Raw genomic sequence first — 16376 nt, 5'->3', positions numbered from 1 at the left:
GGCACGGCAAGGAAAAAGGGCGCTGGCGGCCGCAAGGCAGCGGCCGCCAGCGCCCCGGTACGGCTTACTGCTTGGGCGCGGCGGTTTGCTGGGTGCTTCCCGGCTGAATCGTCTGGCCGTCCGGCGGGGTGACCAGCAGCGGGCTCGTGGCCGGCGCGCGCAGGCCACCGGCCTGGGTCGGGGCCGCGGCGCCGGCCTGCATGGCGGCGCTCTGGCAGTCGTCGGCGAGGCGCTGGCCCAGGTTCTTGTTGAACAGCATGGCCTTGCTCGGGATCACCACCAGGTCCAGGCCGGTGCGGGCGTCGTAGTAGCGGTCGGCGCCGGTCACGGTGGCCTGGCGCGGCAGCTTGTAGTCGCGGCCTTGCCAGTGCACGGTCAGGACCTCGTCGCGCAGCATGTCGCCGGCGATATACAGGCTGTTGCCCAGCTCGCACTGCCACTTCTCGCCGCTCGGGGCCACCGCCGCAGCGGTGCCGGCCGCGGCGGCCGCGCCTGCGGCGGCCTTCTTCTTGGTCGACGACTTCTTCTTGGTGGTGGTCTTCTTGGCCGGCTCCTGCGCCATCACGGCAGTGGCGGTGGTCAGGCTGAAGGCGCCGATGCAGGCGGCAAGGACAAGATGTTTCATTTTGTGAGTGCCTTTCGGATACTGGAATCGAGTTATGGTCATGTGCCGCCGGCAGGCGGGCGGCGCTGGGATCATTGCCGCCGCTATTCTCTACGATTTGGCCGGGGCGGCGTAGTGCTCAGGGCTTTGGTTACATAATCGGCGCCGCTGTTGGGCCGGCTTCACTTGGGCCGGCTTCACTTGCGCTTGCCGATGGGCACGAACTTCAGGTTCTCCGGCCCGGTGTAGTTGGCGCTGGGGCGGATGATCTTGTTGTCGATGCGCTGCTCGATGATGTGCGCGGCCCAGCCCGAGGTGCGCGAGATCACGAACAGCGGCGTGAACATCGCAGTGGGCACGCCCATCATGTGGTAGCTGACCGCGCTGAACCAGTCCAGGTTGGGGAACATCTTCTTGATGTCCCACATCACCGTTTCCAGGCGCTCGGCGATGTCGAACATCTTCATCGAGCCGGCGTCCTTCGACAGCCGCCTGGCGACTTCCTTGATCACCTGGTTGCGCGGGTCGCCGGTGGTGTACACCGGGTGGCCGAAACCGATCACGACTTCCTTGTTCTCGACGCGGCGGGTGATGTCGGCCTGGGCCTCGTCCGGGTTGTCGTAGCGCTTCTGGATCTCGAACGCGACCTCGTTGGCGCCGCCGTGCTTGGGGCCGCGCAGCGCGCCGATCGCGCCGGCGATCGACGAGTACATGTCGGAACCGGTGCCGGCGATCACGCGTGCGGTAAAGGTCGACGCGTTGAACTCGTGCTCGGCGTACAGGTTGAGCGAGGTGTTCATCGCGCGCTCCCACAGCGCCGACGGCTTCTCGCCGTGCAGCAGGTGCAGGAAATGGCCGCCGATCGAGTCGTCGTCGGTCTCGACTTCAATGCGCTTGCCGTTGTGGCTGTAGTGGTACCAGTACAGCAGCATCGAGCCGAGGCTGGCCATCAGCCGGTCGGCGATGTCGCGCGCGCCCGGGGTGTTGTGGTCTTCCTTCTCCGGCAGCACCGTGCCCAGCACCGACACGCCGGTGCGCATCACGTCCATCGGATGCGCGCTGGCGGGCACCCATTCCAGCGCCGCCTTGACATTGGCGGGCAGGCCGCGCAACGACTTCAGCCTGGCCTTGTAGGCGGCCAGTTCGGACCTGGTCGGCAGCTTGCCGTGCACCAGCAGGTGGGCGATTTCCTCGAACTCGCAGGTCTCGGCGATATCGAGGATGTCGTAGCCGCGGTAGTGCAGGTCGTTGCCGGTGCGGCCAACGGTACACAGCGCGGTGTTGCCGGCGGTCACGCCCGACAGCGCGACGGATTTCTTGGCTCGCGGAGCGGCCGGCGCGCTGGCCCCGGAGTCGGGTGCGGGGCCGAGCGAGGGGGCGGTTGCAGCAAGCTTCGAGGCAGGCATCCGTGTCTCCTTGGGCACTGCGGATGATGATGGGATGGATGGGACCGGTTCGGGGCCGGCTTCAGCCGAAGAACAGTGCTTCCACGTTGGCCGGCAGCGGCGTGCCGGTGGCCTGCGCGCGCTGCAGCAGCGACCAGTAATAGCGGTAGCTGGCGCGGTCGTGCAGCTGCCCTTCATGGCGGATCGGCGCCCAGTTGTTCTCGTGCGCGGCGAGCAGGATCTGGCTGGCCGCGCCGATCTCTTCCGCGCCGGGGCGGAACGCCGCCACGATCGGGGCGATCTGGCCCGGATGGATGCTCCACTTGCGCAGGTAGCCGAATTCGCAGCGCGCGCGCTGCGCATCGTCGCCGGCGCGCTGCGGCGCCTGCACGTCGGTGCTGACGTTGTGCGACGGCACCTTGCCGTGGCGGTGGCAGGCAGCGGAGATTTCCAGCATGGCGCGGCGCACCAGCGGGTGCTCAAACTGCTGCGGCGAGCGCATGGCGTCGCCGGGAATCGCGCCATGGTGGGCCGAGACAAAGTCCATCAGCCCGAAGCTCAGGCATTCCACCTGCACCAGCGCGGCGATATCGAAGGCCTGCTCCAGCGCGGCGTGGGTTTCGATCAGCACATGGATCGGGATATGGCGGGCAATGCCGGCGCTGCGCGCGACCTGGTTGACATGGTCGGTCACGCGCGCGACCTCGACCACGTCGGTGACCTTGGGCACCACCACATAGGCCAGCCGCGCGCCGGCGGCGCGCACCAGCACGTCGACGTCCTGGCGCCAGCTGGGATGGGCCGGGTCATGGATGCGCACGCCCACGCGGTTGTGGGCATTGAGCGGACCGTTGACCAGTTGCGCGCACAGCTCGGCGTGCTCGCGCTCATGGCCCACGGCGGCGCCGTCCTCGCAGTCGAAGGTGATGTCGAAGACCGGGCCAAGCTCTTGTTGCAGGGCCAGCGACTTGCGCATCAGCTTTTCGCTGCCCGCGTAATGGTCACACACCGGCAGCTGGACCGGGATGGCTTCGCCCTGGAACAAGACCTCGGAAGGATGCACGTGAATTCGGAAAGTTGAAGTTGGCGGACAGGGCAGGGCCGCACGGCCGCTGCCTATGAAAAAACCGGGGTCCGCGCCGATTCTTGAATCGTTGCGGAACCCCGGTCTTTCGTCGAGCGTTGGGAAGATCAGCCCAGCAGATGCTGCACGCCGGCCTTTTCTTCTTCCAGTTCCTTCAGGGTGATATTGATCTTTTCCTGGCTGTAGGCGTCGATCTCCAGACCCTTGACGATTTCGTACTTGCCGTTGGCGGTGGTCACCGGGTAGCCGAACATGGTATCGGCCGGGATGCCGTACTCACCGTTGGACGGGATGCCCATGGTGACGACCTTGCCGTTGCTGCCCAGCACCCAGTCGCGCACGTGGTCGATGGCGGCATTGGCGGCCGAGGCGGCCGACGACAGGCCACGCGCCTCGATGATGGCGGCGCCGCGCTTGCCGACGGTCGGCAGGAACACGTCGTTGTTCCACACCGGGTCGTTGATCAGGTCCTTGACGCTCTGGCCGTCGACGGTGGCGTAGCGGTAGTCGGCGTACATGGTCGGGCTGTGGTTGCCCCACACGAACAGCTTCTCGATCGACGACACCGGCTTGCCGGTCTTGGCGGCGATCTGCGACAGCGCACGGTTGTGGTCCAGGCGCAGCATCGCGGTGAAGTTCTCGCGCGGCAGGTTCGGGGCCGACTTCATGGCGATGTAGGCGTTGGTGTTGGCCGGGTTGCCGACCACCAGCACTTTGACGTTGCGGCTGGCGACTTCGTCCAGCGCCTTGCCCTGCACCGTGAAGATCTGGGCGTTGGCTTCGAGCAGGTCCTTGCGCTCCATGCCCTTGCTGCGCGGACGGGCGCCCACCAGCAGGGCCACGTCGGCGTCCTTGAAGGCAACCTTGGGGTCATCGGTGATGACCACGCCGGCCAGCAGCGGGAACGCGCAGTCTTCCAGTTCCATCACCACGCCCTTGACGGCTTGCTGGGCTTGCGGGAGGTCGAGCAGTTGGAGGATGACCGGCTGGTCTTTGCCCAGCATGTCGCCGTTGGCGATGCGGAACAGCAGGGAGTAGCCGATCTGGCCAGCGGCGCCGGTCACTGCGACGCGCATTGGGGCTTTAGCCATGAGTAAATCTCCAAACGATAGAAGGGGGGATGCCGGTCGGTGGCGCGCCGGCGCCATGCAGGGGCGCGCGGTGTGTCACCGGGTGCTGGTTGTCGCCACAGCGGGGAGCGGCCGTCCGCCGGAGCCAGGTGGCGGGGCCGGTGGGGGAGAGCCACAACGGGTCATGGTGATGCAACAAAGCGTTAGTCTACTGCGAAGCGAGGCGCCTTTTCCAGACCGGGCCGCGGCGGGCGCGGTACATTTTCCGCCGCAGGGCGGCGGCTGGCAGGCCATGGACGCGGGCGATCGCGGGCGTGGACCAGCGCGAGTGTAGGCCCGGCCTCTCCATCCTGTCAATTCATATGTCTTATATAAGACATAAGACAATTAACGTAAGGCTGGACGTTACTCGCCCTTTTGTGGTGAAATCGCGCTATGTCCTCCCTGCCTACGTCCCTGACCGGCGCAGCCACACCCGGCGCGCAGGAATCTGGCGCCGCCACGCCTGGCGCCGGGACGCAGCCGCTTTCGTCGCCGGCGCCCGCGCCGGCCGCCGCGCCGCAGGCCGCCCCCTCAACTGGTGGCTCCGCCGGTGCCGCTTCCGGTCCCGCTCCTGGTCTGCAGTCAGTGCCATCGCCCACCTTCAGCCCGCTTTACCAGCAGATCAAGGCGCTGATCACGCGCAGCCTGCAATCCGGCGAATGGAAGCCGGGCGAGATGATTCCCAGCGAGATGGAGCTGGCGTCGCGCTACAAGGTCAGCCAGGGCACGGTGCGCAAGGCCATCGACGAACTCGCCGCCGAGAACCTGGTGGCGCGCCGCCAGGGCAAGGGCACCTTCGTGACCACGCACCATGAAGACGTGGTCAAGTTCCGCTTCCTGCGCCTCGTTCCGGACGAGGGCGAACCCCATTATGGCGCCAGCCGCGTGCTCGAGTGCAAGCGCCTGCGCGCCCCGGCCGAAATCGCGCGGCTGCTCGATATCCGCACCGGCGACAGCGTGGTGCAGATCCGCCGCGTGCTGACTTTCTCCGGCGAGTCGACCGTGCTGGACGAAATCTGGCTGCTCGGCGCCAACTTCAAGGGCCTGACCGCGGAAAAGCTGACCGAGTGGAAAGGGCCCATGTATGCATTGTTCGAGGCCGAATTCGGTACGCGCATGATTCGCGCCTCGGAAAAGATTCGCGCCGTGCCCGCCGACGAGACGGCGGCCGAGCTGCTGTCCGTGCCAGAGGGCGCGCCGCTGCTGTCGGTCGAGCGCGTGTCCTACACCTATGGCGACCGCCCCGTGGAAGTGCGCCGTGGGCTCTACGTCACCACCCGGCACTATTACCAGAACGACCTGAGCTGAAACGGCGGCGCCGCGCAAGGTGCGCGCGCGCCGATTATTGTGGGTCCGGCCATGGTGTTGCCGGCTGTTGCGCGACGCGCTGGTTGTCGCGTGAAGCGGCGCGCCGGAGGTGCGAAGTGTGCGATTGTCGGGCGGCGCTTGTCGGGCCGTGATAGCAGAAAATTATTGGTGCAGCGCGCAACAAAGGCGCTAAAATCTCATGGATTTGCCCTAATGCATCCCGTTGCATGCAGGCAATGGCAGTTTCGTTTCTTTGTTTACCGCTAATGGGGTCTCGCATGGCTGAAGCCGTCAAACAAGCCAGGCCGGAGTTCCGGAATATCGGTATTTCGCAGATCGCGAAATACCGGTTGCCCTGGGCCGGCAAGGTATCCATCCTGCATCGCGTGAGCGGTGCACTGATGTTCCTCCTCCTTCCCTTCGTCCTGTATCTGTTTGAGCAGAGCATCACCTCCGAACTGAGCTTCGCAAAGTTCTCGGCCCTTCTGTCCGGCGGCTTTGTCAAGCTGGTTGTGCTGGCCCTGATCTGGGGTTATCTGCATCACTTCTGCGCCGGGATCCGCTTCCTGCTGCTGGACGTGCACGTTGGTGTCTCCAAGCCCGCCTCGGCCAAGTCTGCCGTCAGCGTGCTGGTTGTCAGCCTGCTGCTTACCCTGATTTTCGGCCTGAAGCTGTACGGCCTGTTCTGAGGAGAATCAAGGTGGCAAATAACAATATCGGTCCCAAGCGTCTTGTCGTCGGTGCGCACTACGGTCTGAAAGACTGGCTCGCGCAGCGCGTCACCGCCGTGGTCATGGTGGTCTTCACCGTGATCCTGGCGATTGCCTTCCTGCTGTCGAACGGCGCTTCGTATGAAGCGTGGGCAGGGCTCTTCGCCAACCAGTGGATGAAGATCATCACGTTCCTGACCATCCTGTCGCTGCTGTATCACGCCTGGATCGGCGTGCGCGATATCTGGATGGACTATGTGAAGCCGATGGCGGTGCGCCTCGTGCTGCAAGTTCTTACGATTCTGTGGCTCGTCGGTTGCGCGGGCTACGCTGCTCAGATTCTCTGGAGGGTGTAATAAATGGTCGCAGTCAAGACTGGATTGCCGCGTCGCCGCTTTGACGTGGTCATCGTCGGTGCTGGCGGCGCCGGGATGCGCGCATCCCTCCAGCTCGCGGAAGCCGGCCTGAACGTGGCCGTGCTGTCCAAGGTGTTCCCGACCCGCTCGCACACCGTGGCGGCGCAGGGCGGCATCGGTGCCTCGCTCGGCAATATGAGCGAGGACAACTGGCACTATCACTTCTACGACACCATCAAGGGCTCGGACTGGCTGGGTGACCAGGACGCGATCGAGTTCATGTGCCGTGAAGCGCCGAAGGTCGTGTACGAGCTCGAACACTTCGGCATGCCGTTCGACCGCAACCCCGACGGCACCATCTACCAGCGCCCGTTCGGCGGCCACACCGCCAACTACGGCGAAAAGCCGGTGCAGCGCGCCTGCGCCGCGGCTGACCGTACCGGCCACGCGCTGCTGCACACGCTGTACCAGCGCAACGTGCGCGCCAAGACCCACTTCTTCGTCGAATGGATGGCGCTGGACCTGATCCGCGACCAGGACGGCGACGTGCTGGGCGTGACCGCGCTGGAAATGGAAACCGGCGAGGTCTACATCCTCGAGGCCAAGACCACGCTGTTCGCGACCGGCGGTGCCGGCCGCATCTATGCCGCTTCCACCAACGCCTTCATCAACACCGGTGACGGCCTGGGCATGGCGGCGCGCGCCGGCGTGCCGCTGGAAGACATGGAGTTCTGGCAGTTCCACCCGACCGGCGTGGCCGGCGCGGGCGTGCTGATCACCGAAGGCGTGCGCGGCGAGGGCGGTATCCTGCGCAACAAGGACGGCGAGCGCTTCATGGAGCGCTACGCGCCGACGCTGAAGGACCTGGCGCCGCGCGACTTCGTGTCGCGCTCGATGGACCAGGAAATCAAGGAAGGCCGCGGCTGCGGCCCGAACGGCGACTACGTGCTGCTCGACCTGACCCACGTCGGTGCCGAGACCATCATGAAGCGCCTGCCGTCGATCCGCGAGATCGGCCTGAAGTTCGCCAACGTCGACGCGATCAAGGAACCGATCCCGGTGGTCCCGACCATCCACTACCAGATGGGCGGCATCCCGACCAACTACCACGGCCAGGTGGTGGTGCCGAAGAACGGCAATCCGAACGAAGTGCTCAACGGCTTCTACGCGATCGGCGAATGCTCCTGCGTGTCGGTGCACGGCGCCAACCGCCTGGGTACCAACTCGCTGCTCGATCTGGTGGTGTTCGGCCGCGCCGCCGGCAACCACATCATCGCGCAGAACCTGAAGCAGAAGGAACACAAGCCGCTGCCGGCGGACGCCGCCGACCTGGCGCTGTCGCGCCTGGCCAAGCTGCAGGCTTCGTCGTCGGGCGAGTACACACAGGACGTCGCCAACGACATCCGCAAGAACATGCAGTCGCATGCCGGCGTGTTCCGTACCCAGAAGCTGATGGACGAAGGCGTCGAGCGCATCCTGGAAGTGACCGAGCGTGCCGCCAACATCCACCTGAAGGACAAGTCCAAGGTCTTCAACACCGCGCTGGTGGAAGCCCTGGAAGTGGCCAACCTGGTGGAAGTGGCCAAGGCCACCATGATCTCGGCCGCGGCGCGCAAGGAATCGCGCGGCGCCCACGCGCACAGCGACTTCCCCAACCGCGACGACCAGAACTGGCTCAAGCACACGCTGTTCTACAGCGAAGGCAACCGCCTCGACTACAAGCCGGTGAAGATGGAACCGCTGACGGTGGAAAGCGTGCCGCCGAAGGCCCGTACGTTCTGAGCACCGCATCGTAGAGATAACAGGACCCACAGAAATGAAGCGTATTTTCGAAGTCTACCGCTACGATCCGGACAAGGATGCGGCGCCGCGCATGCAGACCTACGAGGTCGAGCTGGACGGCCACGAGCGCATGCTGCTGGACGCGCTGGTGAAGCTGAAGAAGCTGGACGAGACCATCTCGTTCCGCCGCTCGTGCCGCGAAGGCGTGTGCGGCTCGGACGCGATGAACATCAACGGCAAGAACGGCCTGGCCTGCCTGACCAATATGCGCGAGCTGCCGGACCGCATCGTGCTGCGTCCGCTGCCCGGCCTGCCGGTGGTGCGCGACCTGATCGTCGACATGACGAACTTCTTCAAGCAGTACAACTCGATCAAGCCGTTCCTGATCAACGACGAGCCGCCGCCCGAGAAAGAGCGCCTGCAGTCGCCGGAAGAGCGTGACGAGCTGGATGGCCTGTACGAGTGCATTCTCTGCGCCAGCTGCTCGACCTCGTGCCCGTCGTTCTGGTGGAACCCGGACAAGTTCGTCGGCCCGGCCGGCCTGCTGCAGGCTTACCGCTTTATCGCGGACAGCCGCGACCAGGCCACCAGCGAGCGCCTGGACAACCTGAACGACCCGTACCGCCTGTTCCGCTGCCACAGCATCATGAACTGCGTCGACGTGTGCCCGAAGGGTCTGAACCCGACCAAGGCCATCGGCAAGATCAAGGAGCTGATGGTCCGCCGCGCGGTCTGACCCTGCGGCCGTCCAAGTAGTAAGCGGCGCGTCAGCCAGAGCGGCTATATCTGGCGGGCGCGCCGAAAGTAGGAAGCCATGACTGAGAGTCCTGCCACCACCTTCTCCCATCAGGCCGATCCGCACAAGCGCGCCCGGTTGCGCTGGCGTGCCCGCCGCGGCCTCCTGGAGAACGACATCATCGTCGAACGTTTCTTCAACCGTTACGAGGAGAGCCTGTCCGACGAGGATGTGGCTGCGCTGAGCCAGCTGTTCGAGCTCAGCGACAACGAGTTGATGGACCTGCTCCTTGCGCGCAAGGAGCTGGACGGTGAGCTCGACACGCCCCCGATGCAGCGAGTCATCGCCCTGCTGCGTACGGTCTGAGTTTTGGTCAACATTATTATTCACAGCATTTGAAGGATCCGACATGACGCCGTCCGATGTGAAAGCCACGCTATCGTTCTCCGATGGTTCCCCCAGCGTTGAGCTGCCGATCTACAAGGGTACGGTTGGCCCGGACGTGATCGACATTCGCAAGCTGTACGGACAAACCGGTAAGTTCACCTACGACCCCGGTTTCATGTCGACGGCTTCGTGCAATTCCAAGATCACCTATATCGACGGCGACAAGGGCGAGCTGCTGTACCGCGGCTACCCGATCGAGCAGCTGGCGCAGAAGTGCGACCACCTCGAGACCTGCTACCTGCTGCTGAAGGGTGAGCTGCCCAACGCCAAGCAGAAGGAAGAATTCGTCGGCCACGTGATGAACCACACCATGGTCCACGAGCAGCTGCAGTTCTTCATGCGCGGCTTCCGCCGCGACGCGCACCCGATGGCCGTGCTGACCGGCCTGGTCGGCGCCATGAGCGCGTTCTACCATGACGCGATGGACATCGATGATCCGCACCAGCGCGAGATCTCGGCCATCCGCCTGATCGCCAAGATGCCGACCATGGTCGCCATGGCGTACAAGTACAACATCGGCCAGCCGTACATCTACCCGCAGAACGACCTGTCCTACTCGGGCAACTTCCTGCGCATGCTGTTCGCGACGCCGTGCGCCCCGTACACCGTGAACCCGGTGCTGGAGCGCGCGCTGGACCGCATCTTCATCCTGCACGCCGACCACGAGCAGAACGCGTCGACCTCGACCGTGCGCCTGGCCGGTTCGTCGGGCACCAACCCGTTCGCGGCCATCGCCGCCGGCGTGGCCTGCCTGTGGGGCCCGGCCCACGGCGGCGCCAACGAAGCCGCGCTGAAGATGCTGGAAGAGATCGGCAGCGTCGACAACATCCCCGAGTTCATCAAGCAGGTCAAGGACAAGAACTCGGGCGTGCGCCTGATGGGCTTTGGCCACCGCGTGTACAAGAACTACGATCCGCGCGCCAAGCTGATGCGCGAAACCTGCCATGAAGTGCTGAACGAACTGGGCCTGCACAACGACCCGCTGTTCAAGCTGGCCATGGAGCTGGAAAAGATCGCGCTGGAAGACGAGTACTTCGTCAGCCGCAAGCTGTACCCGAACGTCGACTTCTACTCGGGCATCGTGCAGCGCGCGCTGGGCATCCCGACCTCGCTGTTCACCTGCATCTTCGCGCTGGCCCGCACGCCGGGCTGGATCTCGCAGTGGGAAGAGATGATCACCGATCCGGAATACAAGATCGGCCGTCCGCGCCAGCTGTTCGTCGGCGCCGCCACCCGCGACGTGCCGGACGTGGCCAAGCGCTAAGCAGGTCCGCCGCTGCGCAGTGCAGCAATTCCAGACGCCCCGGCCCCGCCGGGGCGTTTGTCTTTGTGGCGCGGGCGCAGTTGTGCGCTGCGGCGGCGGCAAGGGCAGGAAATTGCACCCCGAATGGTCCGGAGCTCAATTTGTGGAGGATTGTGTCGCGTTTTCCCAAATCGGTTCCGCATATATTGTGCGATAGTCGCGTGCGGCAGGAAATTTGACCCTATAATGCGGGCTGCTTTGCCGACGGCAGCCGGGCCACCCTTCCGGCATGCGGTGCGGCAAGCGGGGCAGGCGAATCGCTTGCGCAATAGAGAACGAATCAAACGTTGTCTTTCCGAACCTTGGTCCCCATACCTCAGCGGGACTGACACTTGCCGGGCCCCGCATACGCTGTCTCTTCCTTGCAGGCCCGTCTTCCGCGTCTCGGGTGGCGCTGGTCGCCTATCCCGATCCCAGTCGTCCGCGGGTGTTGTTCGATTGCGCAGGTCATACCGTTTCTGCCCGGATGACCCAAACATAAATCGAGGAGCTCCTGATGACGCTGTCCCGTCTTTCCACCATTTCGCTGGCTGCCATGCTGGCTACCTTTGGCGCCGCCGCCAATGCCGAAACCGTGAAGATCGCCATTGCCGGCCCGATGAGCGGCTCGGTGGCGCAGTATGGCGACATGGTCAAGGCCGGTGCGCTGACCGCCGTCGAACAGATCAACGCAGCCGGCGGCGCCGGCGGCAACAAGTTCGAGGTGGTACTGATGGACGATGCCTGCGAGCCGAAGCAGGCCGTGGCCGTGGCCAACAAGATCGTCAGCCAGAACATCAAGTACGTGATCGGCCACGTGTGCTCGGGCTCGACCATCCCGGCCTCGGACATCTACGAGAACGAAGGCATCGTGATGGTCACGCCGTCGGCCACCGCGCCGCAGCTGACCGAAACCAAGAAGCGCAACTTCATCTTCCGCACCATCGGCCGCGACGACCAGCAGGGTCCGGCCGCCGCCCAGTACATCATCGGCAAGGTCAAGCCGAAGAAGGTCGCGGTGCTGCACGACAAGCAGTCGTACGGCCAGGGCATCGCCAGCTCGGTGAAGAAGGACCTGGAAGCCGCCAAGATCCCGGTGGCCGTGTTCGAAGGCATCAACGCCGGCGACTCGGACTACTCGGCCGTGATCACCAAGCTCAAGTCGCAGGGCGTGGACTTCGTCTACTTCGGCGGCTACCACCCGGAAATGGGCCTGCTGCTGCGCCAGGCGCGGGAGCAGGGCGTGAAGGCCACCTTCATGGGCCCCGAGGGCGTAGGCAACAAGGACGTGACCGCGATCGCCGGCCCGTCGTCGGAGGGCATGCTGGTGACGCTGCCGGCCGACTTCTCGGCCGATCCCGCCAACGCCGGCCTGGTCAAGGCCTTTGCCGACAAGAAGCGTGACGCCAACGGTCCGTTCCAGATGCCGGCCTATGCCGCCGTCAAGATCATCGGCGACGCCATCGCCGGGGCCAAGAGCACCGATCCCACCAAGGTCGCGGCATACATGCACAAGAACGCCTTCACCACGCCGATCGGCAAGGTCGAGTACGACGCCAAGGGCGATCTGAAGTCCTTCAAGTTCGTGGTCTACACCTGGCACAAGGACGCCAGCAAGACCGCCGCGAACTAAGCAGGCGCTCCCTCCCGCACACGCCCCGCCCGTACCCCGGGCGGGGCGTTCTGGTATCGGGCTTCAAGTTCCTGAGGCTTCCCCAATGAATGAATTCCTTCCACAGTTCACCCAGCAGCTGGTCAACGGCCTGACGCTGGGTGCGATCTATGCGCTGATCGCCATCGGCTACACAATGGTCTACGGCATCATCGGCATGATCAATTTCGCGCACGGCGAGATTTACATGATCGGTGCCTATGTCGGCCTGGTCACGCTCACCGCCATCGGCGCCCAGGCAGGCTACCCGCTGCCGCTGGTGCTCGGCGCCGCCTTGCTGGTGTCGGTGATGGTCACCGGCGTCTACGGCTATGCGGTCGAGCGGGTGGCATACCGCCCCTTGCGCGGCGGGCCGCGGCTGGTGCCGCTGATCTCGGCCATCGGCATGTCGATCTTCCTGCAGAACTATGTCCAGATCGGGCAGGGCGCGCGCGATGTGTCGGTGCCAGTGCTGATCTCGGGCGCCATCGAGTTCCAGATGGGCGGCGACTTCACCGTGACGGTGCCGTACTCGCGCCTGCTGATCGTCGGCGTGACGCTGGCGCTGATGGTGGCGCTGACGCTGTTTATCGGCCGCTCGCGCATGGGCCGCGCCTGCCGCGCCTGCGCCGAGGACATGCGCATGGCCAACCTGCTGGGCATCGACACCAACAAGGTGATCTCGTTCACCTTCGTGCTGGGCGCGATGCTGGCGGCGGTGGGCGGCGTGCTGATCGGGCTGACCATCGGCAAGCTCAATCCCTTCATCGGCTTCATTGCCGGCATCAAGGCCTTTACCGCGGCGGTGCTGGGCGGCATCGGCAGCATCCCGGGCGCGATGCTCGGCGGCGTGCTGCTGGGCCTGGCGGAAACCTTCGCCTCGGGCTACATGCCGGCCGAATACAAGGACGTGGTCGCTTTCAGCCTGCTGGTGCTGGTGCTGCTGTTCCGTCCGACCGGGCTGCTGGGCAAGCCCGATGTCGAAAAGGTCTGAGGGGAGGCGAAACATGACCAACCAAGTTTCTGCGATGTCCGCCGGGCAGGCCGTGCGCGGCGCCACGCCGGGCCAGTCGCTCAAGAATGCGATCACGGCGGCGGTGGTGACCGCCATCCTGACCATCCCCATCCTGGGCCTGCAGCTCAAGCTGGAAGGCTACAAGGTAGTGCTCGAACCGCACTGGCGGCCGGTGTGGCTGGCCGTGGCGGCGGTGTTCCTGTTCCAGCTGTTCAAGCCGGTGCTGTCGCGCGCCGGCAGCGCGGTGCGCCTGCCGGCGCTGCCAGCCCTGGGCGCGCAGCAGCAGCGCGTGGCGGTGTGGGTGCTGCTGGCGGTGGGGCTGGTGTGGCCGTTCTTCGGCTCGCGCGGCGCCGTCGACGTGGCCACGCTGGCGCTGATCTACGTGATCCTGGGCCTGGGCCTGAACATCGTGGTCGGCTATGCCGGCCTGCTCGACCTGGGCTATGTCGGCTTCTATGCGGTGGGCGGCTACACCTACGCGCTGCTGAACCAGTACTTCGGCCTGAGCTTCTGGGAATGCCTGCCGATCGCGGCGGCGTTGTCGGCGGGCTTCGGTTTCCTGCTCGGCTTTCCGGTGTTGCGGCTGCGCGGCGATTACCTGGCGATCGTCACGCTCGGCTTCGGCGAGATCATTCGCCTGCTGCTGAACAACCTGACCAGCCTGACCGGCGGCCCCGACGGCGTCTCGGGCATCCCCAAGCCCAGCGTGTTCGGCATCGAGATGGCGCGCAGCGCCAGCGTCGAGGGCACGCGCACCTTCCACGAGCTGATCGGCCTGGACTACGCCAGCCAGCACATGGTGATCTTCCTCTACCTGATCGCGCTGCTGCTGGTCGGCTTCACGCTGTTCGTCACCAGCCGGCTGATCCGCATGCCGATGGGCCGCGCCTGGGAGGCGCTGCGCGAGGATGAGATCGCCTGCCGCTCGCTGGGCCTGAACCCGACCCGCATCAAGCTGTCGGCGTTCACGCTGGGGGCATCGTTCGCCGGCCTGGGCGGCGCGTTCTTTGCCGCGCGCCAGGGCCTGGTCAATCCGGAATCGTTCACCTTCATCGAATCGGCGCTGGTGCTGGCCGTGGTGGTGCTGGGCGGCATGGGCTCGCAGCTGGGCGTGATCCTGGCGGCGATCCTGCTGACGGTGCTGCCCGAAGTGGCGCGCGGCTTTGCCGAATACCGCATGCTGATCTTTGGCCTGGTGATGGTGCTGATGATGATGTGGCGTCCGCAGGGCCTGCTGCCCGCGAGCCGCCCGCACGTGGAGCTGCCCCGATGAATGCGCCGATGATGAATGCGCCGATCAATGCATCGGCAGAACTGCTCAGGGTGTCGGGCCTGCAGATGCGCTTCGGCGGCCTGCTGGCCGTCGACGGCATCGATTTCGATGTGCGCAAGGACGAGGTCTTCGCCATCATCGGCCCGAACGGCGCCGGCAAGACCACGGTGTTCAACTGCGTCGGCGGCTTCTACAAGCCGACCGCGGGCGAGGTCACGCTCGACGGCCACGCCATCGCCGGGCTGCCGAGCCACATGGTGGCGCGCAAGGGCCTGGTGCGCACGTTCCAGAACATCCGCCTGTTCAAGAACCTGACCGTGGTCGAGAACTTGCTGGTGGCGCAACACCGCCAGGTGCAAGCCGGCCTGCTGCGCGGGCTGTTTGCCACGCCGGCCTACCGTCGCGCGGAGCGAGAAGCGCTTGAGCGCGCGGCGGTCTGGCTCGAGCGCATGAACCTGACCTCGGTGGCCAACCGCGAGGCCGGCACGCTTTCCTACGGCCACCAGCGCCGGCTCGAGATCGCGCGCTGCATGATTACCCAGCCGCGCCTGCTGATGCTGGACGAGCCCGCCGCCGGCCTGAACCCCCAGGAAAAGCTCGAGCTGTCGCAGCTCATCGACCAGTTGCGCAAGGAGTTCGGCATTGCCGTGCTGCTGATCGAGCACGACATGAGCCTGGTGATGGGCGTGTCCGACCGCATCCTGGTAATGGAGCACGGCAAGCCCATCGTGATCGGCAAGCCCGAAGAAGTGCGCAACGACCCGCGCGTGATCAAGGCCTACCTGGGAGAGGACTGATGCTGAAGCTGGAACAGGTCCATACCCACTACGGCGCCGTCGAGGCGCTGTCGGGCGTATCGATCGAAGTGAAGAAGGGGGAGATCGTCACCCTGATCGGCAGCAACGGCGCCGGCAAGACGACGCTGATGATGACCGTGTGCGGCACGCCGCGCGCCTCGAGCGGGCGCGTGCTGTTCGAAGGGCAGGACATCACCCATCGCTCGACCCACGAGATCATGCGCCTGGGCATGGCGATCTCGCCCGAGGGCCGGCGCGTGTTCCCGAGCCTGACGGTGCTGGAAAACCTGAAGATGGGCGCGTTCTTCGCCAAGCGCGACGAGATCGAGGCGGGCATCGAGCATGTGTTCAAGCTGTTCCCGCGCCTGAACCAGCGCGCCGGCCAGCGCGCCGGCACCATGTCGGGCGGCGAGCAGCAGATGCTGGCGATCGGCCGCGCGCTGATGAGCCGGCCACGCCTGCTGCTGCTGGACGAGCCCACGCTCGGCCTGGCACCGCTGATCATCGCGCAGATCTTCGACATCATCCGCACCATTCGTGACGAGGGCGTCACCGTGTTCCTGGTCGAGCAGAACGCCAACAAGGCGCTGCAGGTCGCGGACCGGGGCTATGTGCTGGAGACCGGCAAGGTGGTGCTGGCCGATACCGGCGCCAACCTGCTGGCCAACGACCGGATCAAGGCCGCCTACCTGGGCGGCTGATGCGCCGGCCGCCGTGCTCGCCGCGGCGGCCGCTTTCTTTTGCCACTGCGTTTTCGCCATCCGCGAAATCCCCCTTTCGCCAATCACATTACATTTCCAGCCCCGCCCGGCCCGGCCCGGGGCCAGAGCGATG

General features: G+C 65.4%; 16 protein-coding genes. 12 read left to right on the top strand and 4 right to left on the bottom strand.

Features of this window, described 5'->3' with window-relative positions; translation table 11 throughout:
- Positions 1–64 precede the first annotated feature (64 nt).
- The 4 genes from ACEI37_RS21980 to ACEI37_RS21965 form a co-directional block, all read right to left on the bottom strand.
- Positions 65–625: a hypothetical protein gene (locus ACEI37_RS21980; RefSeq protein WP_111521456.1), complete on the bottom strand. Its 561-nt coding sequence runs from the start codon at positions 623–625 to the stop codon at positions 65–67.
- A gap of 176 nt (positions 626–801) precedes the next feature.
- Complete coding sequence (prpC, locus tag ACEI37_RS21975) at positions 802–2010, bottom strand: 2-methylcitrate synthase (RefSeq protein ID WP_373378139.1); 1209 nt, start codon at positions 2008–2010, stop codon at positions 802–804.
- 61 nt (positions 2011–2071) lie between these two features.
- A complete protein-coding gene (locus ACEI37_RS21970) occupies positions 2072–3052 on the bottom strand; it encodes a CoA ester lyase (protein ID WP_373378138.1) in 981 nt (326 codons plus the stop codon).
- A gap of 128 nt (positions 3053–3180) precedes the next feature.
- Positions 3181–4164 carry a malate dehydrogenase gene (locus tag ACEI37_RS21965; RefSeq protein ID WP_012353375.1) on the bottom strand — a complete coding sequence of 328 codons (984 nt, stop codon included), beginning with the start codon at positions 4162–4164 and terminating at the stop codon, positions 3181–3183.
- Positions 4165–4578: 414 nt separating this feature from the next.
- On the opposite strand from ACEI37_RS21965, the gene ACEI37_RS21960 reads away from it, so the two are divergent.
- The 12 genes from ACEI37_RS21960 to ACEI37_RS21905 all read left to right on the top strand — a co-directional run bounded on the left by ACEI37_RS21960 (position 4579) and on the right by ACEI37_RS21905 (position 16243).
- Entirely contained in the window at positions 4579–5493 is a 915-nt protein-coding gene (locus tag ACEI37_RS21960; RefSeq protein ID WP_373378137.1) for a GntR family transcriptional regulator, read from the top strand.
- Positions 5494–5771: 278 nt separating this feature from the next.
- The gene (gene sdhC, locus ACEI37_RS21955) at positions 5772–6182 is read left to right on the top strand and encodes a succinate dehydrogenase, cytochrome b556 subunit (protein ID WP_111518060.1); all 411 of its coding nucleotides are present in this window, start codon (positions 5772–5774) and stop codon (positions 6180–6182) included.
- An 11-nt stretch (positions 6183–6193) separates the two neighbouring features.
- Positions 6194–6559 carry a succinate dehydrogenase, hydrophobic membrane anchor protein gene (sdhD, locus tag ACEI37_RS21950; RefSeq protein ID WP_012353372.1) on the top strand — a complete coding sequence of 122 codons (366 nt, stop codon included), beginning with the start codon at positions 6194–6196 and terminating at the stop codon, positions 6557–6559.
- A 3-nt stretch (positions 6560–6562) separates the two neighbouring features.
- On the top strand, positions 6563–8341 hold the full coding sequence (sdhA, locus tag ACEI37_RS21945; RefSeq protein ID WP_111517512.1) for a succinate dehydrogenase flavoprotein subunit: 1779 nt from the start codon (positions 6563–6565) through the stop codon (positions 8339–8341).
- Between the two features lie 34 nt (positions 8342–8375).
- On the top strand, positions 8376–9077 hold the full coding sequence (locus ACEI37_RS21940; protein ID WP_011298473.1) for a succinate dehydrogenase iron-sulfur subunit: 702 nt from the start codon (positions 8376–8378) through the stop codon (positions 9075–9077).
- 78 nt (positions 9078–9155) lie between these two features.
- Positions 9156–9443, top strand: coding sequence for a succinate dehydrogenase assembly factor 2 (locus ACEI37_RS21935; protein ID WP_012353370.1), 288 nt, complete (start codon positions 9156–9158; stop codon positions 9441–9443).
- A gap of 43 nt (positions 9444–9486) precedes the next feature.
- The gene (gltA, locus tag ACEI37_RS21930; protein WP_018005206.1) at positions 9487–10788 is read left to right on the top strand and encodes a citrate synthase; all 1302 of its coding nucleotides are present in this window, start codon (positions 9487–9489) and stop codon (positions 10786–10788) included.
- Between the two features lie 535 nt (positions 10789–11323).
- Positions 11324–12439, top strand: a complete 1116-nt coding sequence (locus tag ACEI37_RS21925; RefSeq protein WP_062800981.1) for a branched-chain amino acid ABC transporter substrate-binding protein — start codon at positions 11324–11326, stop codon at positions 12437–12439.
- A gap of 85 nt (positions 12440–12524) precedes the next feature.
- Entirely contained in the window at positions 12525–13451 is a 927-nt protein-coding gene (livH, locus tag ACEI37_RS21920; protein WP_012353367.1) for a high-affinity branched-chain amino acid ABC transporter permease LivH, read from the top strand.
- Between the two features lie 34 nt (positions 13452–13485).
- Positions 13486–14745 (top strand): high-affinity branched-chain amino acid ABC transporter permease LivM, encoded by a 1260-nt coding sequence (locus ACEI37_RS21915; RefSeq protein WP_373380298.1) that lies wholly within the window; start codon positions 13486–13488, stop codon positions 14743–14745.
- 23 nt (positions 14746–14768) lie between these two features.
- Positions 14769–15542: a high-affinity branched-chain amino acid ABC transporter ATP-binding protein LivG gene (livG, locus tag ACEI37_RS21910; RefSeq protein WP_373380297.1), complete on the top strand. Its 774-nt coding sequence runs from the start codon at positions 14769–14771 to the stop codon at positions 15540–15542.
- The gene (locus tag ACEI37_RS21905) at positions 15542–16243 is read left to right on the top strand and encodes an ABC transporter ATP-binding protein (protein ID WP_373378136.1); all 702 of its coding nucleotides are present in this window, start codon (positions 15542–15544) and stop codon (positions 16241–16243) included. The genes livG and ACEI37_RS21905 overlap by 1 nt, the downstream gene beginning before the upstream one ends.
- Positions 16244–16376: the final 133 nt, after the last annotated feature.

The organism is Cupriavidus nantongensis, from assembly GCF_041726985.1.
Taxonomy (GTDB): Bacteria; Pseudomonadota; Gammaproteobacteria; order Burkholderiales; family Burkholderiaceae; genus Cupriavidus; species Cupriavidus nantongensis_A.
Note: the sequence above shows the minus strand (reverse complement) of the source record. Positions and strands in the feature narration are given on the sequence as shown.